The sequence below is a fragment of the Neorhizobium sp. P12A genome (assembly GCF_008365395.1).
Lineage (GTDB): Bacteria > Pseudomonadota > Alphaproteobacteria > Rhizobiales > Rhizobiaceae > Rhizobium.
The window spans coordinates 1-20,375 of sequence record NZ_QOVX01000041.1 but is presented as its reverse complement, the minus strand read 5'-3'; the positions used below and the strand labels follow the sequence as shown (position 1 = coordinate 20,375).

At 58.6% G+C, this 20,375-nt stretch carries 19 protein-coding genes and 3 pseudogenes; 2 read left to right on the top strand and 20 right to left on the bottom strand.

Features of this window, described 5'->3' with window-relative positions; translation table 11 throughout:
• Positions 1-202: 202 nt before the first annotated feature.
• Positions 203-577, bottom strand: a pseudogene (gene ugpC / locus DTW90_RS35870) (sn-glycerol-3-phosphate ABC transporter ATP-binding protein UgpC); the annotation flags it as partial.
• Between the two features lie 177 nt (positions 578-754).
• Between ugpC and DTW90_RS35865 the strand changes: the two are divergent.
• Positions 755-1,183, top strand: coding sequence for a MucR family transcriptional regulator (locus tag DTW90_RS35865; RefSeq protein ID WP_149344824.1), 429 nt, complete (start codon positions 755-757; stop codon positions 1,181-1,183).
• Between the two features lie 79 nt (positions 1,184-1,262).
• On the opposite strand, the pseudogene DTW90_RS37970 reads toward DTW90_RS35865, so the two are convergent.
• The 19 genes and pseudogenes from DTW90_RS37970 to DTW90_RS35765 all read right to left on the bottom strand — a co-directional run.
• Positions 1,263-1,384, bottom strand: a pseudogene (locus tag DTW90_RS37970) (3-oxoacyl-ACP reductase); the annotation flags it as partial.
• Positions 1,385-1,815: 431 nt separating this feature from the next.
• A complete protein-coding gene (locus DTW90_RS35850) occupies positions 1,816-2,586 on the bottom strand; it encodes a glutamine amidotransferase (protein ID WP_149344822.1) in 771 nt (256 codons plus the stop codon).
• A 55-nt stretch (positions 2,587-2,641) separates the two neighbouring features.
• Positions 2,642-3,484, bottom strand: coding sequence for an ABC transporter permease (locus DTW90_RS35845; RefSeq protein ID WP_149344821.1), 843 nt, complete (start codon positions 3,482-3,484; stop codon positions 2,642-2,644).
• Positions 3,481-4,425 carry an ABC transporter permease gene (locus tag DTW90_RS35840; RefSeq protein ID WP_149344819.1) on the bottom strand — a complete coding sequence of 315 codons (945 nt, stop codon included), beginning with the start codon at positions 4,423-4,425 and terminating at the stop codon, positions 3,481-3,483. Before DTW90_RS35840 ends, DTW90_RS35845 begins: the two co-directional genes overlap by 4 nt.
• A complete protein-coding gene (locus DTW90_RS35835) occupies positions 4,422-5,498 on the bottom strand; it encodes an oligopeptide/dipeptide ABC transporter ATP-binding protein (protein ID WP_149344817.1) in 1,077 nt (358 codons plus the stop codon). Before DTW90_RS35835 ends, DTW90_RS35840 begins: the two co-directional genes overlap by 4 nt.
• Positions 5,495-6,487: an ABC transporter ATP-binding protein gene (locus tag DTW90_RS35830; protein ID WP_149344815.1), complete on the bottom strand. Its 993-nt coding sequence runs from the start codon at positions 6,485-6,487 to the stop codon at positions 5,495-5,497. Before DTW90_RS35830 ends, DTW90_RS35835 begins: the two co-directional genes overlap by 4 nt.
• A gap of 4 nt (positions 6,488-6,491) precedes the next feature.
• Entirely contained in the window at positions 6,492-7,394 is a 903-nt protein-coding gene (locus tag DTW90_RS35825) for a ribokinase (protein ID WP_149344813.1), read from the bottom strand.
• Positions 7,395-7,400: 6 nt separating this feature from the next.
• Entirely contained in the window at positions 7,401-8,258 is an 858-nt protein-coding gene (locus tag DTW90_RS35820; RefSeq protein WP_149344811.1) for a BtpA/SgcQ family protein, read from the bottom strand.
• An 89-nt stretch (positions 8,259-8,347) separates the two neighbouring features.
• A complete protein-coding gene (locus tag DTW90_RS35815) occupies positions 8,348-9,862 on the bottom strand; it encodes an ABC transporter substrate-binding protein (protein ID WP_149344809.1) in 1,515 nt (504 codons plus the stop codon).
• Positions 9,863-10,066: 204 nt separating this feature from the next.
• The gene (locus DTW90_RS35810) at positions 10,067-10,831 is read right to left on the bottom strand and encodes a GntR family transcriptional regulator (protein ID WP_149344807.1); all 765 of its coding nucleotides are present in this window, start codon (positions 10,829-10,831) and stop codon (positions 10,067-10,069) included.
• 137 nt (positions 10,832-10,968) lie between these two features.
• Complete coding sequence (locus DTW90_RS35805) at positions 10,969-11,985, bottom strand: SIS domain-containing protein (protein ID WP_149344805.1); 1,017 nt, start codon at positions 11,983-11,985, stop codon at positions 10,969-10,971.
• Positions 11,986-11,997: 12 nt separating this feature from the next.
• Positions 11,998-12,969 (bottom strand): hypothetical protein, encoded by a 972-nt coding sequence (locus DTW90_RS35800; RefSeq protein ID WP_149344803.1) that lies wholly within the window; start codon positions 12,967-12,969, stop codon positions 11,998-12,000.
• Positions 12,969-13,922 (bottom strand): carbohydrate kinase family protein, encoded by a 954-nt coding sequence (locus DTW90_RS35795; RefSeq protein WP_188080182.1) that lies wholly within the window; start codon positions 13,920-13,922, stop codon positions 12,969-12,971. Before DTW90_RS35795 ends, DTW90_RS35800 begins: the two co-directional genes overlap by 1 nt.
• Complete coding sequence (locus tag DTW90_RS35790; protein ID WP_149344799.1) at positions 13,919-14,896, bottom strand: ABC transporter permease; 978 nt, start codon at positions 14,894-14,896, stop codon at positions 13,919-13,921. Before DTW90_RS35790 ends, DTW90_RS35795 begins: the two co-directional genes overlap by 4 nt.
• A complete protein-coding gene (locus tag DTW90_RS35785) occupies positions 14,893-15,876 on the bottom strand; it encodes an ABC transporter permease (protein WP_132526050.1) in 984 nt (327 codons plus the stop codon). Before DTW90_RS35785 ends, DTW90_RS35790 begins: the two co-directional genes overlap by 4 nt.
• 64 nt (positions 15,877-15,940) lie before the next feature.
• Positions 15,941-16,924, bottom strand: coding sequence for an autoinducer 2 ABC transporter substrate-binding protein (locus DTW90_RS35780; RefSeq protein ID WP_245512937.1), 984 nt, complete (start codon positions 16,922-16,924; stop codon positions 15,941-15,943).
• A 60-nt stretch (positions 16,925-16,984) separates the two neighbouring features.
• Positions 16,985-17,737 carry an ATP-binding cassette domain-containing protein gene (locus tag DTW90_RS35775; RefSeq protein WP_149344797.1) on the bottom strand — a complete coding sequence of 251 codons (753 nt, stop codon included), beginning with the start codon at positions 17,735-17,737 and terminating at the stop codon, positions 16,985-16,987.
• Between the two features lie 64 nt (positions 17,738-17,801).
• The gene (locus DTW90_RS35770) at positions 17,802-18,983 is read right to left on the bottom strand and encodes a PfkB family carbohydrate kinase (RefSeq protein ID WP_132526054.1); all 1,182 of its coding nucleotides are present in this window, start codon (positions 18,981-18,983) and stop codon (positions 17,802-17,804) included.
• 257 nt (positions 18,984-19,240) lie between these two features.
• A pseudogene (locus tag DTW90_RS35765) lies at positions 19,241-19,318 on the bottom strand (type II toxin-antitoxin system VapB family antitoxin); the annotation flags it as partial.
• 281 nt (positions 19,319-19,599) lie between these two features.
• On the opposite strand from DTW90_RS35765, the gene DTW90_RS35760 reads away from it, so the two are divergent.
• Positions 19,600-20,274 (top strand): hypothetical protein, encoded by a 675-nt coding sequence (locus DTW90_RS35760; RefSeq protein WP_149344796.1) that lies wholly within the window; start codon positions 19,600-19,602, stop codon positions 20,272-20,274.
• Positions 20,275-20,375 lie beyond the last annotated feature (101 nt).

Genomic DNA, 20,375 nt, shown 5'->3' with positions numbered 1-20,375 from the left:
GTCGCCGAACCCGATTTGCAGAAGCTGTTCTTGCTCATCGAGGAGAAGGCGAAATCGAAGCTGCGCCGCCAGGTCCGTCGGCAGTTCCAGTTTTTCGCGAACGTGGCGCCCCCAAACCGCCCGATCGACTGAAAATGGTGCTACGGCAGAAGCAGCAAATCCGAAGACTGGAATCTCAGCGTCACCCGCTCGCCAACGGCCGGCGGACGATGATCGATTGGCCATCGGCAAGAATACCGTAGACGTAGCTTTCTGCACCGACCAGCTCCACTGCTTGAACCCGTACCCGTGCGCGAAAGGCGATCACGCTTCCGCTTTCGGCCAACCGAATATCTTCTCGGCGAATTCCGACTGTTGCATTGCTCTGTCGGTGCATCGCGGGTCGATAACACAAAACCATTGGTCATCTGGAGAAGATTCATCGACGGCGATCCGATAAGGTCGCAACGAAAGCCGTGGCCGGCCCTTCATAGAGTTCGATGGGTGTTCCGAATTGCTCGATCCGACCGGCATTGAGAACGACCAGCCAGTCGGCAAGCGTCATCGCTTCCATCTGATCGTGTGTCACGTAGACGCTGAATATCCACCCAGCTACTTTTTGGAAGATTAGCGACAGCGATGCAGCTCGATAGTGTACCGAACTCCCTTAGTTTGACGGGGTTCTTTTGCGAGGCGAATCTAATATTGCTCAGGCTAGGTGCCTTGAGTGCGGTATGTCGCGGCAAATGCATCAGTTCAGAGAAAGGAATGCCTGATGGTAAACAACAAGGGACAAGGACTGCAGGGGAATTACGGTCCGCTGACGTCCTCGATCGTATCAGCGTATGTTGCCAGGCATTTTACGCCGGTGTCTGAACTCGGCAAACTGATCTCCGACATCCATTCGGCATTGCAGGCGACGTCATCTTCGATTGTACCGGCGGCGGCCAAACAAAGGCCGGCGGTTTCCATCAGGAAGTCCGTGCATGACGATCACCTCACGTGCCTTGAGTGCGGCGTAGACTTTAAATCGCTCAAGCGCCATCTGATGACCCATCACGCGCAATCGCCTCAAGAGTACCGCGAGAAATGGCACCTTCAATCTGATTATCCGATGGTTGCCCCCTCATACGCCGAAGTTCGATCGCGGCTCGCGAAGGACGTGGGTCTAGGGCAAAGTCGCCGACGTTCCCGCGGTGCATGAAGCCGCTAACTGTCGATCTCCGTCCACCTGGACGAGTACCGCTTTCTACTGCGCAAAACGGCAGCGAGGCCATGAATTCGCGACCGGCGCTCTGGCCGCCGTCAACGTGCAGGATTTCGCCTGTGACGAATTCTGCTGGCTCAAGCAATACGACGGCACTGGCCACTTCGCTCGCTTTGCGCCAATGCGGCCACGCGGATGGAAGGTGTCCAGCATTTCGTGATGCTCGCTGCCTGGGCAGCCGACATTGAAATAATCGAGAAGGCCTATCCGCCCAAGACTGAAAGCAGTCGATCAGAAAATCGCTTTCTAAATAGGGAGCGCACCAAGGCGGTCTTGCCGCATTGACGGGGGCCGTTCACGAGAACGACCGGTGTGTCGCTCAATGCCGTCCGTACTCGATCAGACGCGCCCCTTGGGTAGAGCTGATCTGAGGTGTTCTGCTTTCCATTCATTAACCCGTTGAAATTCGTCTGATCTGGAATCTACGCGCGTCCAATTCGGAATTTCGAGGCTGTCTAGTTCGGAATATGGCCTCGTCCAAGTCAAAACCTCTTGGAGTTAATGTGGCATTATTGATCAGGACGGCCGGATGGACTTGCTGTCGGCCGTTCCTGCTTCGCTTGCTGCAGTCAACGCGTTTCTGTCATCCAGCCGAGGATGTTCTTCCACAGCCGGCCATAGCCCTCCCATTCACAGAAAGCGGGTGAAAGCCAGTGAGGTCCGATGTCGGACGTCCAGGCCACGGTGCGGCCTTCGCCATGTTTGCCGAGAACGAGCAGGGGGTGTCCGCCTTGGTCGTCCGGAAGGCGCGCCAGCAGTTTGACATCGGAACGTTCGCGCAACTGCACTTCGTTGACGCCGAGAAGCAGGGGCCATTCCCCGTCAAGGCCTGTCACGATGGGATGCTCCGGATCTACGACGACAGGTGTTGAACCCTCCGGCATTTCGACGCGGTCGTCATAGGGAAGGCACGTAACCGGTAGAACGTCTTCTACCGGTGTGTGGCGCCAGCGGGCCTTTCCGTCGATGCCCTGGAAGGAAAAATAGCCGCCGACCATCAGCAGGCCACCCCCCTTTTCAACCCAGGCCTTGATGAGTTTCAGCCTGTTCGGGACTGTCTTCGACTGCAGCCAGACGGTTGGCGGCAGAAGGAGAGAATTGGAGCCGATATCCGACAGGATGATGGCGTCATAGGCGTCGAGGCCTGCCATGTCGAAAGGGAATTTCTCGACAGCCTCGTGGGCGGGCATATAGGTCAGCTCGTATTCGCTGCCTTCAAGCGCCTTTACCAGCGGCTCGGCGCCCAGGTGAAAAGTAACGCTGCCGAATTGGTCGAAGCCTTTGTAGTGAGTAGCGGAGCTCACCCAGCTCTCGCCGACGAGAAGCACTTTCTTGGTCATTGTAATCCATTCCTTCTGAGAATTCCGGTCAGGTCGGGGATTGCTGAATTGGCTTTCAGTCGCGCGGATCGAGTCGATCTCTCAGGCCGTCTCCGAACAGGTTGAAGCCAAGCACCGTCAGGAAAATCGCCGCTCCCGGAAACCAGGCGAGCCAATCCGCCTGATCGATGAAGCTTACGGCATCTCGCAGCATCGTACCCCAGGTCGGTGTCGGCGGCTGCACGCCAAGACCGAGAAACGAGAGGTAGGATTCGGTAATGATCGAGGAGGCAAGCAGCAGCGAAGCCTGCACCAGCACCGGCGACATGGCATTCGGCAATATGCTTCGCAGCATGATGGTGGTGTGGCCGAAGCCGAGCGCGCGATTGGCCTTCACGTAGTCGAGGCTTGAGATCAGCATGGTTTGGGCGCGCGCAACGCGAGCGATCGTCGGCGTGTTGATCACGGCGATTGCGACGATCGTGTTGGGGAGTGATGCGCCAAGCGCGGCGGTGATGCCTAAAGCGAGGAGAATGCCGGGAAAAGCGAGGAGCACATCCATGCAGCGCATAAGTACCGCATCGGTCTTCTTGCCAAAATAGCCGGCGGCAAGGCCAATGGGCAATCCGATGAGAACGGCGCCACCAACGCTCAAGAACCCGACGAGAAGCGAGACCCGCGCTCCGGCAAGAATGCGCGAGAGGACGTCGCGGCCGAGGTCGTCGGTGCCGAGCCAGTGGCTGGAGGATGGCGGGGCGAGCGTCGCCATGAAGTCCGCGGCGTCGGGGCCGTAAGGCACGAGCATGGGGCCGAAGATTGCCGAGACGACGAGCAAAGCGACAAGCGACATGCCGAGCCCACTGCGACTGTCTTCCGCAAGGCGGCGAACGAGCGAATGCGAGACGAAGACCGAGCTCATGTGCGTTTCCTCAGTCTGGGGTCGAGGACCGCGTATAACAAATCGGTCGCAAGGTTGATGAAAACGAACAGCACTGCAGAGGCGAGGATCGCGCCCTGTACGACAGGATAGTCTCGGGAAAAAATGGCATCGACAGTCAGCTTGCCGATGCCAGGCCATGCGAACACCGTTTCGGTCACAACGACGCCGCCCATGAGCTGGCCGAGCTGCAAGCCGACCAGGGTCGTGACGGGAATGAGGGCGTTGCGCAGGGCATGCTTCCAAACGACGCGCCACCGCGGGAGGCCCTTCGCACGGGCAGTGCGGATATAGTCGGCGTTCAGGACCTCGAGCATGGCTGCTCGTGTCATGCGCATTGTCGAGGCGGCCAAAGCAACCCCGAGCGTGATGGCCGGCAGGGTGATGTGGCGCAGTGCCGACGCTGGATTGTCGCTGAAGGCAACATAGCCGGTGGACGGAAAGAGCTGCAGACGGATCGACAGGAACAGCACCAGCAGGATGGCCAGCCAAAAACTCGGCAGTGAAAGTCCTGCAAGGGAAAGCAGCGAGACGCCATAGTCCGCCGCCGTGTTCCGTCGCGAAGCCGAGATGACACCCGCCGGTATTGCGATTAGCAACGAAATCAGGAGTGCTGCAAGACCAAGCTGTATGGTCGGCACCAAGGCCGTCATGACCATATCCAGCACCGGGCGGCCCGACTGGATGGAGCGTCCGAGATCACCGGTCAGCAGATGCCCGAACCAGGACAGGAACCGGATCGGCAGCGGCTGGTCCAACGCGAACTTGGCACGGAGCGCTGCGATCGCGTCCGGCGAGGCATCCATACCGAGCATCGCAGTCACCGGGTCGCCGGGAATCATGGCAAGCAGCGTGTAGGACAGGACGCAGAGGCCGAAGAGCACGGGAACGGTGGAAAGAACGCGGGAGATGAGCAGCTTCATTTCTGCATCTCCCCAGGCAAAATCGTCTGCCCGTCACGCGCACGGCGATAGGCAGCAATCCGTGCCGCGGCCGGTGTTTCGGACAAGACGTCCACGGCGTTGGAGACGGGCGGCAAGGTTTTCGCCAAGAAGCAGGCCGCTAGATGTTCACCTTCGATCTTCATGAGCGCCGGCTCCTCTTGAAGGCACTGCTCGGTTCGATATGCACAACGGGCGGCAAAACGGCAGCCTGGTGTACGATCGGTGGGGTCCGGCGGCTCGCCGGAAAGCAGCGTCGGAGCGCGTTTCGGAGCCTCGATGGTCGGTGCAGCGGCCAGGAGAGCCTGTGTGTAGGGATGGCTCGGTCGCTCGAAAAGCGGCTTGGTCTCTCCTTGCTCGACGACGCGGCCGGAATACATGACGGCCACCTCGTGGGCCAGGTGGCGCACCACGGAAAGATCGTGGGAGATGAAGATGAGCGCGACACCAGTGTCGCGTTGCAGGTCCTGCAGCAGATTGACGACCTGCGCCTGCACCGAGACGTCGAGCGCGGAAACGGGCTCGTCGCAGATGATCACATCCGGCTGGACGGAGAGCGCCCTGGCGATCGCGATCCGTTGCCGCTGGCCGCCGGAAAACTGATGCGGAAACCGGTCGAGTTGGCTGGCGGAAAGGCCGACCGCCTCCATCAGGGCGGCGGCACGCTTCGGCGCCTCGGCCTTGTCGCAAAGCTGGTGGAGCAACATCGGCCGCATCAGCACGTCACGAATGCGTTCGCGTGGATCCAGCGAGGCGAAAGGATCCTGGAAAACGACTTGGACCCGGCGTCGAAAACGGCGCAGTCCATCCCGATCAAGCGTCATCACGCCTGCGCCATCGAGAAGGATACGACCGCTATCGGGATCCTGAAGTCGAAGCAGCATCGAGCCAACCGTGCTCTTGCCGCAGCCGGATTCTCCGACGATCGCGAGTGTGCGTCCGCGTTCTACGTGCAGGCTGACGTTGTCGACCGCATAGAAGCGCTTCGTATTGCGCCATCCGGTCGAGACGGAGAAGGATTTGACGAGATTTTCCGCGGCAAGTAGCGGTGTCATGCCAAGCCCTCCACGGGTGCACGCCAGCAGGCAACGTAGTGATCTGTGTCGATTTCGCGAAGCTGCGGCAGCTTCGTGCATTCGTCTGCGGCGAAGGGACAACGTGGCGCAAACCGGCAGCCGATTTCCTGTTCCCATGGCGGCGGCATGCGTCCATGGATCGGTTCCAGCCGATCGACTGAACCGTTCAAATGCGGCATGGCCGCCAGCAGTGCCAGGGTGTAGGGATGTTGCGCGTCGGCAAAGAGGGATGCTGCAGGCGCCTTTTCGATAACACGGCCTGCATACATGACCGCGACGTCGTCGGCGATTTCCGCCACCACACCGAGATTGTGAGTGATGAACAGGATACCCATCCCGGAGCGTTCGCGAAGTTCCAGCAGCAGAGCCAGAATCTGCGCCTGAATGGTGACGTCGAGCGCTGTGGTCGGTTCGTCGGCAATCAATAGCGAGGGCTCGCAGGCAAGTGCCATGGCAATCATGACGCGCTGGCGCATGCCCCCGGACAGCTCGTGCGGATAGGTGTCGAGCCGGCGCTCCGCGGCCGGAATATGGACGCTTTGAAGGGCGGCGAGCGCCTTGTCTCGGGCCTGCCGCGAGGAAACCTTCTGGTGGAGCTGTACAGCTTCAGCGATCTGATCGCCGATCGTGAAAACGGGATTAAGGCTGGTCATCGGCTCCTGGAAGATCATTGCCATCCGACCGCCGCGCAACCGCTGCATATCGCGTTCGTTCAGGCTGGTCAGATCTTCGCCCTCGAAAAGCGCGCGATCGGCGGTGATGCTGGAAATCTCTTCTGCTATCAGTCGCATGAGCGACATGGCAAAAACACTCTTGCCGGAACCGGATTCTCCCACGATGCAGGTGATCTTGCCTCTTGCGAGCGATATGGAGATATCGCGCACGATAGGAACGCGTTGGCCAGGCGGCCCGAGTTCGACGGACATGCGATCGATATCGAGAAGAAGCTCTTGTTCATGCAGGGCCATGCTGTCAGGCTCCCCCAGAGAATTGCGCGTCGAGTTCGACGCGCTGCGGCAGGGCGGCGTAAGCTCCCGTGCGTGTCGCCGTAATTGCCGCCGCCGCCTGTGCGAAATGGATCGAGTCATCCAGGGACATATCGCGAGAGAGGGCAGCAGCGAGCACGCCGCAGAACGTGTCGCCGCAACCTGTCGTGTCGCGCACGTTCACCGGCACGGCTGTGTATCTCGTCATTTTTCCACCAGACTGCATCAAACAACCGTCGCCCCCGAGTGTGACGATCGTGGTTTGAGCTCCGCGCCTGGAAAGTTCACCAAGCGCCAACGTCGGGTCGGTCTTGCCGCTGATCGTTTCTGCTTCACTCTGGTTGACGATCACCACGTCGCAATGGGGGATGAGAGGGTCGATGTCCCACCATATCGGCGCCGGATTCAGCACGGTTTTTGCTCCGCGTCCCCGGGCCACGACAAAAGCTTCGAGCGTTGCGTCCAGTGAAAGATTGCCCTGGGCGAGGAAAATGTCCTGAGGCTCGACTCGGCTGGCGAAGGCTGCCGCCGCCGCCCGGCCTAAGGCGGCGGCACAGGGTCCGGCGCTGACGATGCTGTTTTCACCATCCGGCAAAACCATGAGAAGCGAGAAATCCGTTGCCCCTGGCACCACCGATGGTTCAAAAACGAGTTCAGCTTCCGCCGCAAGTGCGGATCTGATCTCGTCTGCCGTGGCATCGTCGCCAACCGGGGCTTGGAAGAGAACCGTGGCCCTTGCGCGCGCAGCGCAGACAGCCTGGTTGAGCCCCTTGCCACCGGGCGCACGGGTAACCCCGTCGCCCAGAAGGGTCTCCCCGCGTTCCGGGAGGCGCGGCATGCTCAGACTGATATCAAGCCCGGCATTCCCGAGCACGAGGACCCTCGCCATGTGAGCTCAGTTCCTTGCTTTTTTAACGGCTTCCATGAAGACATTCAGTCTTTCAGGATCCACGGGATTCCACCACACGCCATCGCGCTTCATGTAACTTGCGACGATAACTGCGTCTGCGACGGTGAAAATATCGCCGATATTGTCGGGGTTGACGCCGGAGCCAACGGTAACTGGCAGGGCCGTACCCGCGTTGATCGCCTGCAATTCCTCCATCGTGGCAGAATCGCCGGTGCGTTGGCCGGTAGCGATGGCCACATCGGCATCGAAGAATTCGTTGTCGCGGGCAAGTTCCTGGATTGTGCGGTCGCCGGTAATCGCATGAGCGCCGTGCTTCACATGCACATCTGCAAAGATCTTGATGTTGCGGCCGCGCAGAAAGGCGCGGTAACGGGCGGCTTCTCCGGCCGGTCCGTCCATCAATCCTTCGTTCGCAACATAGGCGTTGGACCATTGGTTGACGCGCACGAAGGCGGCGCCGGCGGCCTTGGCGACGGCTATCGCCTGGATCGCGCCATTCGCCAGCACATTCACGCCAATCGGCAGGCCGCTCGCCCGTCTTACCGTGTCGGCCATGACCGCCATGGAAGCGGCTGTCTCGGGCCCAAGACGATCCGGCTTGGCAAACGGAATATCGCCGTGGTTCTCGACGATCAACCCGTCGACGCCACCCGCCTTGTATCGTTCGGCTTCGGCGACCGCAAAATCGATGATTTCGGAAATCGGTTGGCCGTCATAGTTTGGAGAGCCGGGCAGGGCCAGCGAATGGATGACCCCGATGATGGCTTTGCGCCGGCCAAAAATCTGTTCGATCGCGTTTGGCTTTGGTTGGAAAACAGGATGTGCCTTGGTTGCTTCACTCATCTAATATGCCTTTTGTTGTCGTGTGTTGCGCCGCCGCAAACTGAGAGACTTCTGCGGCGGCCTTGCCTGATTTTCGGGTCGAACTCCGATCATTTTTCCAGCCACGCATCGCCCAGACGGAATGCTGTGTCGGGATAGGGCGTCCAATGCAGCTTTTTGCTGGAGCCCTGCAGCGTCGAGTCGAAATGAAGGAACATCATTGCCGCATCGTCGGAAATGATCTGTTGAGCCTGTTTATACATCGCTGCGCGGTCGTCCTGGCTTGCGCTGACGCGTGCCTTGCGCATCAGGCCATCCACCACGTCACTCTGGTAACCCGAGAAGTTGTTCGGGCCATCCTTGGTGAACCAATTGAACATATTGCCATCCGGATCCGGGCGGCCGCTCCAGGGAGACCAGCAGATATCGTAGTCTCTTTTCTGCAGAACGGTGATCAGGCTCGTCGCGTCAACCTGTCGGACCGAGACCTTGAAACCGGCTTCCTGTGCCTGTGCCTGGATGATCTGGGCTATGCGCAGTTGCAGCGGCGAGGCGACGACCGTGATCGCGAAAGAGACGCCGTCCGCATGGCCGGCCTCTGCCAGCAGTTGCTTGGCCTTGGCGATATTGCGCTTGTAGGGCATGAAATTCGCGTCGAAGGCCCAGGAGACCGGCGGGGGTACCGGGCCGTAGGACGGTGTGCCGGAATTGAAGTAGGCGACCTTGTTCACCACATCTTTGTCGATCGCATAGAGCAGCGCCTGCCGCACCTTCTTGTCGTTGAACGGAGCGGCCGTGTTGTTGATCGAAAACGCGTTGAACCCCAGGCCAGGAAGGTCGGCAACAGCAATATTCGGGTCGGTCTTGATCTGGCCGAGCATCTGCGGTGGCACAAGATCGGTGAGCTGCAAGTCGCCGCTTTTCAAGCTTGCGGTACGCAAGGTTTCATCCGGGATCGGGCGGATGACGATCTTGTCCAGTGCCGGACGTCCCTTGAAGTAGCCGTCAAACGCAGTGAGAACCATCTGGCCGTTCTTTGTCCAGCTTTCCAGCTTGTAAGGACCGGCACCGACGCCTTTTGCCGGAAAGTCTGGGCCGAGCTTCTGCAGCGCGGTCGGCGAGACGAACAGCCCGGCGCGATTGGTCATCACCAGCGGGAACTGCGCATAGGGCTGAGAGAACTTGACGGTAAAACTCAAGGGGCCCGTTACGTCGACCGAGGTGACAGGGCCGAGATCTGAGCGACGTGGCGAGCCGACCTTCGGGTCGAGCATGCGGTCAAGATTGAATTTCGCGGCAACAGCATCGTAGAGGGTGCCGTCCTGGAACGTCACGCCGGGCTTGATGTCGAACGCATAGGTCAGATTGTCGATCTGCTTGTAGCTCGCGATGCCCGGTACGACCTTAAGGTCGGGGGTCATGGTCAAAAGCGGTTCGTAGATGAGGTACTGCTCGTAAAGCTCGAAATAGGAAGCGAAGAACGCCGGATCGAGCGTTACCGGATCGGAAACGACGCCGACATTGAGCGTGCCTCCCTTCTGCGGGGTCTGGGCAGACGCGCTGATCGGCAGCAGAAACAGGGAGAGGGCGGCAATGCCTAAGATCGAAGTGCACGTTGTTTTCAATTCAATGTTCCTTCTCTGGTGTTTTTATTGTGTTGCGGGTCTTCGAGGACGCGCTTTTCCTACGCCGGGTGAAGGCCCGGCGGCATAATTGCTGATGGCAAAGGATGAGTTGCAATCGCCGGGGCGTGCGTGGCAAACCTCCGGCAGTCCCGCGAACTGCGCCGCGAGGCATTGTCCTAGAAACGGCAGTCAGCGCCGGTGCGGTTAACCCAGCTTCACATGGAAGCTGTAGCGTTCGGCCAGATAATGAAGCACGACATATTCGACCGGTCGCCGGTCGGGCATTCGCGACGTCCTGTGGCAGATCAGCACGACCGCTGGCTGTTTCACTTCAAGAATGCGTGCCGTTGTTGCGTCGGCCAGCGCCCCCTCGATCCTTTCGTCGCCGGTATCTATGACGATGCCGTCCCGGCGCAGCCGGTCATAGAGAGAGCTCGCATCCAGCTCCTCAACCGTTGGAATTCCTGATTTCTCGAAAATCGAGGGCTTCATGTAGGTGATCGACGTCGCAAGCGGCCTGTCGTCCGCAAACATCGTTCTGTCGATCTCTACAACGGGCTCTCCAGGCAGCATCTGCAATTCCGCAGCAACGACCTGGCTTGCCGGCACGATCTTGATCCAGCGTGTGCGATAACCAGGCTGCAGACCTCTTGACCGCATGTCCTCTGAGAACGACGAAATCCGGTTGAGCGGCCGCTCGACACGCGGCTCGACTACGATCGATCCACGCCCTGATCGCCTTTTTATTAACCCTTCCGTCTCCAGATAGTCGAGCGCGGCCCGTGAGGTGCTGCGGCTAACTCCGAAATGCAGGTTGATTTCGGTCTCACCTGGCAGCGTATCTCCCGGCTTGAACCGTCCGCTATCGATGTCAGCTCGCAGCCGCTCGGCAATCTGCGACCAGAGAGGGATGGGGCCTTCATCAAGTTTTGCGTCGTTCCAGCTCATGTCGAAAGAGTATAACGTCATGACATTTCGTCAAGCTGCTTTTGCTAAATTTTCTCTCATTCTGCGATTTGATTTTGATTTGAGGGCATCGGCTTTGAAGGGGCCGCTAATTCAAGGGCAGGCCAATTGCAAATCGATCGTGCTGCGCTCTGTCTCCTTCATCGAGCCATCAATCGCGATTGGATCTCAAGATGAACGCTGCCGTTGTCGCGCCCCGCGCGGGGCGACTCCAAAGCAAGGTTCTTTGTATTCGCTACCGCGAGGCAGAGGCACTGCAGTTCGAACGTCGTGCGCAGCACGGACCGAAACTCGGCCGCCCAGGAAGGATTTTCAGGAGGGCCTCCGATCAGCCCGGCGTGGGCCACGAAGGTCGAGAATTGTTCGACGACACCTTCGCCTCGCGAACGCCCGGCTACGTTGCCGGCCAGCGCAAGAATTGTATCTTCCGGTTCAACCATGAAATTCATGCCATGAATGAAATTTTCGGTTTCGGCCGCAATCGCGACGAGACCGCCCGCTTCGTGAAATTTCGCAGCCCCATATTCGGCTGACCCGAGATCGGGCCCGGCGCCCAGCAGAAAGAGCTTGCCTCCGCCCATCCCCGCGGCAATGGCAACCGCCCTTGTTCTTGCGTCTTCCAGCAGAGAGGGAACTTTCCCAAGGATATGTGTCAGATCCTCGGCGGCCTTACCCTTGAAATGCAGCCCCAGCCGCACGAGAGCCAGCATCGTCACCGCATAATCAAGCGTGTGCGGCGTCTTTCGAGAAAGCGGTGTGAATGGCAGCAAGATCGTATCGTCTGCAACACTTGCGAGAGCGCTGTCTTGATTGCACGTCACCGCGATCACTCTTGTGCCTGCGGCATGCGCAATGGTCGCCGCCTCGACCGTTCGCTTCGTTCCCCCCGAAATCGAGGAGAGGATCACCGTGTCGCCGGCAAGGAAGCGGGTGAAGCCGGCGAGCGACATCGATGTTCTTGCAACGATATCAATGTCCATTGCTGCAAACACGCCGGCAAGAGCTGCTGGTGCGAACACCGAGTCTCCACAGCCCCCGGCGAATATTCGCCCCTCGGTCCCAGCAAGTTTTGAGACGGCGGAAGCAATGGGTCCAAGGCAATCGGCAAGCACGCTCGCCTGTGCGGCGATCTCGCGCTCCATCATATCGTTGATCATGTCGAACCTTTATTACGGCTTGAACGTCTGGCGACCAAGCATCCAGATCGCCTGGGGAGGAACCGGCCCATGTTCCGTGAGGAGCATGGTGACCAGATTTGCAGGGATAACTTCAAGTTCGGGTGCTCGCGTATCGGCCCTCTCGATCCCATCGATTTTCAACGCATCAAGGAGGGGGTGGTCATAATTCCTGATGGCGGGCGCAGGACGGTGACCGTCGTAGCTGCGGGTATCCAGTTTGAGCAAATCCGTGCAGCCGTAAACTTCGACATCCTGTTGGGCCGCGAGCCGGGCAATCATCCGACTTCCGATCGTATTAAGAAAGCTTCCATCGGCACGCAATGTCTCGACCCCGAACAGTGCTACATCGCAATCTGCCAGTCCGTGTTCGATCGCGGCATCGGGTATATATCGCACGTGCAGTCCTGCCGGCAGGAACTCGTCGAGATAGCGCGCGCCACCGGCGATCGTTCGGCTTTCCGGAACAACGACAACAAGATCAGCATTGGTTTTGGCAAGCGCCAGAACGATGGCAGCGACCGTACTGGAATAGTCAAATGCCATGACCCCACGTGCGCCGGATAGATGCCGAACAGCCGACGCTATCAGCGTCTGCTTGCGAAGGCCGGCAGCTGCGGTCCACTCATGGATGCGCTGCTTGAGCGCCTCGGCCTGCCGGTCAGGGTCGATCTTGTCGAGGTCGGCAAGAAGTAGAGACAGGCTGTTGCCAATGACGGGCGTATCCTGACCGCGTGTGCGCGAGATAAAGCCGGCGGCAAGCCGCGCTCGCCGCAGAGCCTCGGTCCGGTCGGCGATCGTCTCAAGAATATGCAGGAGCAACTCGTTGCCGAGCGACACGTGCTTGCTGGCACCAAGCACGCCTTCGTCGACGATCTGCCAGAGAAAATGCATTGTCTGATCGTCGGGCTTTGAAAGGTCCAGCCCGCTCAATTCCATCACATGTTCAAATCGCCGTTCAGGCATCAGCGGGCTCCATCTGAAAGGGTCTTGCTTGCATCAAATCGCCCGGACGTCGAAAGAAGCTGTTTAACGGCGTCCCGTCGGGGCATCGAGGCCTGGGCGCCAAAGCTGAGAGTGGCGATGGCCGCCGCTGCGTTGGCGAACTGAAGGCGGTCGTGCACAGGCGAATTTTCGAGCTTCGAGGCCAGATAAGCCCCGGCAAAACAGTCGCCGGCGCCCGTCGTATCGACGGCCTCTACCTTGAAACCCGGAACGTCCAGCGTGCCGCCGTCGGATATCCTGCGGCAACCCTCTGCGCCTCGCGTCAAGACAATCTCGCCGCCTGGCCGGAGCATGCCGGGATGGATGCAGCGGCCGAGTGCCTGCGATGCCTCCTTGAGGGCCTCACCGTTCAAGAAGAGGGTATCGACCATCGACAATACCGTCGACAGGTGCTGCGGATACAACCGAATATCGGGCGGTTCCAGATCAAGCGAAACGGGGATGTTGCGATCACGGGCCATCGCAAATGCGCGAAGGGTCAAATCGGCCGAGCCATAGGTCGCGTGCACATGGCGAATTCCTTCAAAAGCCTCTGGCACAAGATCGTCGGGCTTTGGCAGATAGGCGTCGGATTCGAGCTTGATCAGGGATTTCTCCCCCGATGGAGACAGGAGAACCACGCACATGAAGGTACTGACCGCCGGAAGTTCCTTGACGAAGCCGACATCGACACCGTCCGCCATCAGATGTGCGAGCGTTTCCCGGCCGGCGGCATCATCGCCAACCACCGAGAGCAGGCGCACGCTACGACCAAGCCTTGTAAGCGCAACGGCGGTGTTGGCAGACATCCCACCCGGTCGTTGCCCCAGATTTCGGCCTGATATTTTCTGGTCGAAGCCCGGTATGGATGGCACGGAAATAAAGAGATCGACGTCGAGATCGCCGATGCAGAGCACGTCAAATTCCGTCTTCACAGCCTGAAGCTCCACATCTTGCGGATAACGTCGCTGCGAGCCACGGATGCGATGAGCATCACGCCGATAATGCCGAGCTGCCATGCCGCCGAGATATTGGCAAGTTGAAGGCCGATTTGCAGCGTGGTGATAATCAGGATGGCGATGACGGTTCCTGGAATGCCGCCCGTGCCGCCGAAAATATGGGTTCCGCCAAGGACGGCAATCGTCACGGCAAGAAGCTCCATGCCCTTGCCGGCGTCCGGACGCGCAGCGAGGAACCAGGAGAGCGAGATGACACTGCCTAGGGCCGAAAGCAGGCCGCTCAGAATATAGAGGCCGATACGCAGGCGAACGACATTCAAGCCAGAGAGATGTGCAGCACGTTCATCGTTGCCACATGCAACGATATGCCGACCGATGGTCGTGCGCGTCAACATGACGTGGAGAATGATTGCAACCGGCAGGAGAACGAAGAGAAAGGAGTTCGGGAGGGAGAACGTCGTGCCCTGGCCCAGCCAGCTGAACGATTGCGGCAAACCACCGACCGGAGCTCCCTGCGTCGTTGCGATGGCCACCCCTCCGTAGGCAAACATAGTAGCCAGTGTCGCCATCAGCGAGGGAATATTCAAGACGTTGATGAGCACGCCGTTCAGCAGACCGAGGAGGCCGCCGAACGCCAGCCCCAGGATGCACGCCGGCCAAATTGCAAAGCCCGCTGCAAACAAGCCCCCGATGACGACACCGGTTAAGGAGACGATTGAACCGACGGACAAATCGATGCCCGGGCCTCCAGCAAGGATGACGAGTGTTTGCCCAAGACCGAGCAGCCCAAGCACCGGAACGTATTGGAGGAGGTATGGCAGCGTGCTTGCCTGCAGGAAGTAGGGAGACACTGCGCTCATTGCCACCAGTGCCACCAGCCAGAGGCAGACAAGCAATAGAAGCCGTGACTTGAGCGGATCGCCACGAAAATAGGTCATGAAGTTTGTCATCGGGGGCTCTTGGTTTTCCTAAGATTGTGCAAGGCGTCGCCAGCAAGGACGATGATGAGCAGCGACCCGATGATCACGGTTTCCCATAGTGAGGAGATCCCGACCAGTACGAGCCCGTTCTGTATGACACGAATGAAGATCACGCCGAGCAACGTCCCGAGCAGGCTGCCGACGCCGCCCGTGATGCTGGTGCCGCCGAGGACGGTGGCGGCGATCGCCTCGAGTGCGACCGTGGTACCGATGTTGATTTCCACATTGCGCAGCCTCGCGACGTAGAGAAGTGCAGCAAAACCGGCCAGCAATCCGAGTATGGCATAGGTCGCAATCTTGGTGCGATCGACATTGATGCCGACAAGCCGCGCCGATGGTTCGCTGCATCCGATCGCATAGAGGTGTCGGCCGAACGGGATCTTCCTCAGGATGAGCCAGCAGCCCAGATAGACGCAGATGATGACGATCGCTGCCGCGGGTATGCCGAGGACGTTGCCGTTGATCATCGGAGAGAGCGTGCCAGGAAGCCCGGAGATCCAAGCGCCGCCAATGGCCAGAAACATGATTGCGGAGAAAATATACATCGAGCCGAGCGTCGCGATGATTGGCGGCACTTTCAGCTTTGTGGTCAGAAATCCGTTCCAGCCGCCAAGCAGCGCACCCGTCAGAAGGCCCATCGGCGCAACAGCAACAGAAGGCAGGCCGGCCTGATATCCCTTCCCGATGATGATCGCGGATACAGCCAGAATGCCGCCGACGCTGACATCTATTCCGCCCATGATGATTACCAAAGTCATGCCCGCGCTGACGATCGCCAGTTCAAGTGCCACGCGCAGCGTCTGAATCAGGTTCAGAGGAGTTAAAAAATAGGGGGACGCAAACGAAAACCCCGTGCCAACAACGAGGATGGCCGCGAAAAGCGCCAACTCGCGTGTCGCGGTCGGCGAAGTGATGCGAAGTGCGGGGCGCATGGCGATAACATCTTGCATTGTAACAACTCTCGATCTTTCCCGGCAAGGCGCAGGGACTTGCCGGGATCGGTGGACAGACAGATCAGAAGTTGAAATTACCGATATTATCCTTGGTGAAAACCATCGGCGCGCCAAGCAGCAGCGTCTTGTCGGCAGGCATCCATTTCACGTCAGCTTCCAAGCCATCGACCTTCGGAGCTGCATCGAACTTCGAGCCATCGGCAATCTGTTTGCCGGCCCAGACCGTAAGATAGCCAAGGTCGGCAGGGTTCCAAAGCACGGTGTAGGTCATGGCGCCGCTCGTGACATAATCACGAACCGTATTCGGCGAGCAGAAGCCGCTGGTCACGATCGAACCCGTACGCCCCGCCGCTTCAACGGCCTGGCCGATTCCCGGGCAGGTCGTCGACGCGATGCCGATGATGCCCTTGAGATCAGGATTCCGCGTCATTGCATCGGTTGCGAATTGAAATGCCCGTGCCGCAGTCCCGTCCGTATGATCGACCGAGACAATCTGAAGATCCGGATAGGCCGACTTTGCCCGTTCCTGGATGGCGGCGATCCAGTTGTTCAGGCTCGCAATGGTCGGCGCATCTGAAATGATTGCGATCTTGCCCTGCTTGCCGACGCGTTTGACCATTTCATCGAGGATCGTGTAACCGAGATCCTTATCCATCGCTTGAGCGACGTAGAACTCGCGATCACTGCCCGCAGCGTCCGCGTCCGACGTGATGACGTGAACGCCTTTCTTCTCGGCGGCCGTGATCGCCGGCTTCAACGTTTCGACGTCGACGGGCGAAACGCCGACCACGTTGAAGCCCTGATTCACGAAACTCTCGAAGATCCGGAGCTGGTCCGCCGAATTTGTGCTGGTCGGACCCTGCTGTGTATATTGGACGCCAAACTTCGCCGCCGCCTTCTTCGCTCCCTCCTCCATGGCGACATAGTAGGGGATGCCCTGGATCTGTGGGACAAAGGCGACGCGCACGTCGGCGGCATGGACTGCAACGATCGTCGCGGTATTGGCAAGAAGGCCTATGAAAGCGGATATCATCAGATTTTTCATGTTTTAGTTCCCTTTGGTTTCTTGTTGAATTCTCTCCGGCAAGCCGGATTGTGCCAGCGCTTAGGAGGCGACAGCGCGGACTTCGTGGGCCCCGGTGATGAGGCCGATTATCTCCTGGGGTGTCGTCTTGCGTGTCTCGCGGACCGCGATGCATCGCCCATGGCGCATGACCGAGATACGGTCCGACACCTCGAAGACGTCTTGGATATTATGGGAAATCAGCACGACCGATTTTCCTTGTTGGCGCAGTCGGACAACGAAATCGAGAACCTTGCGCACCTCGGCGACGGCGAGCGCGGCGGTCGGCTCATCCATGATGATAAGTCGCGCATCCATATTGAGAGCTCGGGCAATTGCGACGCCCTGGCGCTGGCCGCCGGACATCTGCTCGACCCAGCTATCGATACTCGGCACATGTACGTCGAGTTGGGCCAGAAGCTCGGTGGTGCGATTGCGCATGGCCTGCAGATCGAGAAAGGGAATTCCCAGACGCGGGCGCTTGATCTCGCGACCGAGGAAAATGTTGTCGACCACCGTCATCTTCCCGGCGAGGGCAAGCTCTTGATAGATTGTCGCCACGCCGCTTTTCCAGGCATCCTGAGGAGATCGAAACCGGACGATCTCTCCAAGCATCCTTATCTCGCCTTCGTCAGGCACGTGTGCGCCGGACATGGTTTTGATCAGAGTCGATTTCCCGGCGCCATTGTCGCCGACAAGTGCCATGACCTCGCTGTCTGCAACCTCGAAGTCGACATGGTTGAGCGCTACCAGCCCACCGAAGCGCTTCACAATTCCCGACATCCTGAAGACCATTTTCGTTCCCTGCTTTTAAGCCGGTGTTCTTGTTCGCACCGTGCTTCTTCGTTTCAGCCGCGCATTATCGCGAAGCCATTCCTAAGACTGGTCGTAGTTCCGCTTTCAGCTCTTCAAAGGTTGACACCCGACCCTGGGCACCCTCCGCGGTCGTTGTCAGGCTGCCGGCAACTGCCGCGTAACGGGCGGCCTCCTCAAGGGTAGCGCCGTGAAGCCACAAGCTGAGGAAAACACCCGCGAAGGCGTCGCCGGCTCCCGTGGCGTCCACCCGCTCGACAGGCAAGGCCGGCACTTCGATCTGGGGGCCGCCGCCGCGTCTAAAAACGACCGCTCCGAATTCTCCAAGGGTCAGGACCACGTCGCCGCGTCCTTTGACGCGTGAGAGAGCGTCATGGGTCTGTTGGATCATTGTCGAAATCGGCGTGCGAAAATCGAATATCTCGCGAAGCGTCACATCATTGACGAATGTCAAGTCGACATGCTTCACCAGATCAAGAAAGGCGGCCGGAGTGCGCGAGCTTTCCGGCAGACCGGTCGAATGGAGACTGACGCGCCATCCAGCCTGGTGAAAGCGGTCGATCGAACTCATCATCCGCTCATAGTGAAAGCCTTCTATATGAAGACATGCCGGGCGCGTTTCCGGCTGCACATCCATATTGGCGGTCAGATCGACTTCGCTCAGTTCGAAAGGCTCGTTTATGATCGTCCGGCTGCCGTTCAGCTCGATGATGACGATTGCGCGTGAGAGCCTGTTATTGAAAGGACGCTTGATCGGCAGGGCGTGAACGCCGCGTTTTCCAAGTTCATGCAGTGCCCAGTCACTGTCAGGGTCGTCACCGACGGCGGTGGCTAGCTCGACGTCCAGCGCGAATGGTGCGCCGACACCTGCCGCGGCAACGGCAAGATTTGCTGCAGGACCGCCGAGTGCCTTTTCGATATGGCGCGCTGTGACGCGATCGTCGCGATGAGGCAGGACCGCGACCCTGCAGAGATAATCCACGCTGATGTAGCCGACCACGAGCAAACGCGGCAGTCCGCCAAGGTCGCGTTGCCTCCCGGCGGAATGCCCCGAAAGCGAACGCGCAATCGCACTTGGCCGATAGGCGAGGGAGGCGATGGCTTTCTCAATACGTTCGCGCGTTGCGTCTTTGACCGTCGCGGTTCCATTTATATAGTTCGACACCGTACCGATGGAGACACCGGCAGATCGAGCGACATCGGCAATGGTTGGACGTTTGCGGTGCATGAGACAATCTTGTTTTGAAGCGCTTCAACGCTAGCAAGCAAACTCGACGGTCTCAATAGTTTTTCATTTTAAGTTTGCGGCAATCATGTCCAAATATGTGATGGCGGAAGGGGTATTGCGGAACGAAATTCTGATTGGCGCCTGCAATTGAAATTTCTTCAATTGTTTGATTGCTCCCAGCAGTCGTAAAGACGAGGAGCCGTCGCGCTGCCTGCAATACCGGTGCTAGTCTCTGGCGAGCCAGCCGTAAATTCCACCGCGGACGTTTCCTTCGAGCCGGTTAGAGAACGGGCCCTTTCGACAAGCGCGTCATCCAGATTAATGGTCGATCGCAAGATCCCACTGTTGACTGACGGCACAGAAATTGAGGTGGGATCCGGGACTCTTCCCTCGTTCGCAGGGCAACAAGATCTCAGGCCACGGCAATCGCGTTTACCAGCGTGAGACAACGCGATTGAACGTGTGATCGATTGCAACCGTTGAGTCTGCCATAATAATAGGATAGGCTGTATTTTTGATTGCAGGTTTGCATTTTCTCGTTGTAAAAATAGGTCATGTTTGTTCCTATTCTTCAATGCGTTGATCGATAGTTCATATCGCCTGGGTGAATTTGAGAATGACGTTTTCCTTGCAAACGTTTGGCAACCTGCAGCTCCTTGATGCCGACGGTAGAATTGTCAGCTTCCCAGAAAAGGGCTTATTGGTCCTCTCCTATCTGCTCAGTATGCAGAGAGAGTCGGAGCGACGTACGACGTTGGCTCGGATCTTATGGGGCGGCGCCGGCAGGGATGTCGAGCAGGTCAATTTGCGCAAAGCTATTTCGAGGATCAGATCCCGCCAGAACCAGCTCGGGGTGGAGTTTCTTAGCTTTACCGACGGCATGGTTTCCAGTGGCAGAACACCAATCACCTCGGATCTTCTGTCTCTGCAAGGAGGGGATTTGACAAAGCCCGTGGCTCGACTCAGGCGATTGGTTGCGCTCTTCGATCAGCCATACCTGGGACCGGTCCGTTGTCAAAGCCCCGATTTCGAGAGATGGCTAGTCCAATGCCAAAATAGCCATAGCGACCTTCTCAAGGCCCTTTTGAAAGAGGCAGCCGCTTCCGCCAGAGGGCCGGAAGATGATGAGGTTATAAAGAGCGCTGCCATTCTCATCTTTCGAACCGAGCCGGAGGATCCGGATACGCTGCGGCTGCTCATACAATTGTTCAACGCGGAAGAGGAGGTGGAATATTTCCGGACATACTTTGAGCAACGGAAGGAATTGCTTATAGCGCGGCGATCAGGATGAGACGGTTGCGACAATCTGGATGAGATTCTTAGGTCGCGGTCGGGATCAAATTATCACGCTGATTGCCGCTGACAAGTTCTTCGTCGTTTTCTGATTGCCGC

Excerpts from the sequence above, each read along its gene's own strand:
- DTW90_RS35805 (WP_149344805.1), bottom strand. The coding sequence starts at position 11,985 with ATGATCAACGATATGATGGAGCGCGAGATCGCCGCACAGGCGAGCGTG.
- DTW90_RS35785 (WP_132526050.1), bottom strand. The coding sequence starts at position 15,876 with ATGCAAGATGTTATCGCCATGCGCCCCGCACTTCGCATCACTTCGCCG.
- DTW90_RS35865 (WP_149344824.1), top strand. The coding sequence starts at position 755 with ATGGTAAACAACAAGGGACAAGGACTGCAGGGGAATTACGGTCCGCTG.
- DTW90_RS35830 (WP_149344815.1), bottom strand. The coding sequence starts at position 6,487 with ATGGCCCTGCATGAACAAGAGCTTCTTCTCGATATCGATCGCATGTCC.
- DTW90_RS35800 (WP_149344803.1), bottom strand. The coding sequence starts at position 12,969 with ATGCCTGAACGGCGATTTGAACATGTGATGGAATTGAGCGGGCTGGAC.
- DTW90_RS35780 (WP_245512937.1), bottom strand. The coding sequence starts at position 16,924 with ATGAAAAATCTGATGATATCCGCTTTCATAGGCCTTCTTGCCAATACC.
- DTW90_RS35835 (WP_149344817.1), bottom strand. The coding sequence starts at position 5,498 with ATGACACCGCTACTTGCCGCGGAAAATCTCGTCAAATCCTTCTCCGTC.
- DTW90_RS35770 (WP_132526054.1), bottom strand. The coding sequence starts at position 18,983 with ATGCACCGCAAACGTCCAACCATTGCCGATGTCGCTCGATCTGCCGGT.
- DTW90_RS35840 (WP_149344819.1), bottom strand. The coding sequence starts at position 4,425 with ATGAAGCTGCTCATCTCCCGCGTTCTTTCCACCGTTCCCGTGCTCTTC.
- DTW90_RS35790 (WP_149344799.1), bottom strand. The coding sequence starts at position 14,896 with ATGACAAACTTCATGACCTATTTTCGTGGCGATCCGCTCAAGTCACGG.
- DTW90_RS35850 (WP_149344822.1), bottom strand. The coding sequence starts at position 2,586 with ATGACCAAGAAAGTGCTTCTCGTCGGCGAGAGCTGGGTGAGCTCCGCT.
- DTW90_RS35845 (WP_149344821.1), bottom strand. The coding sequence starts at position 3,484 with ATGAGCTCGGTCTTCGTCTCGCATTCGCTCGTTCGCCGCCTTGCGGAA.
- DTW90_RS35775 (WP_149344797.1), bottom strand. The coding sequence starts at position 17,737 with ATGGTCTTCAGGATGTCGGGAATTGTGAAGCGCTTCGGTGGGCTGGTA.
- DTW90_RS35825 (WP_149344813.1), bottom strand. The coding sequence starts at position 7,394 with ATGGCGAGGGTCCTCGTGCTCGGGAATGCCGGGCTTGATATCAGTCTG.
- DTW90_RS35810 (WP_149344807.1), bottom strand. The coding sequence starts at position 10,831 with ATGACGTTATACTCTTTCGACATGAGCTGGAACGACGCAAAACTTGAT.
- DTW90_RS35760 (WP_149344796.1), top strand. The coding sequence starts at position 19,600 with ATGACGTTTTCCTTGCAAACGTTTGGCAACCTGCAGCTCCTTGATGCC.
- DTW90_RS35820 (WP_149344811.1), bottom strand. The coding sequence starts at position 8,258 with ATGAGTGAAGCAACCAAGGCACATCCTGTTTTCCAACCAAAGCCAAAC.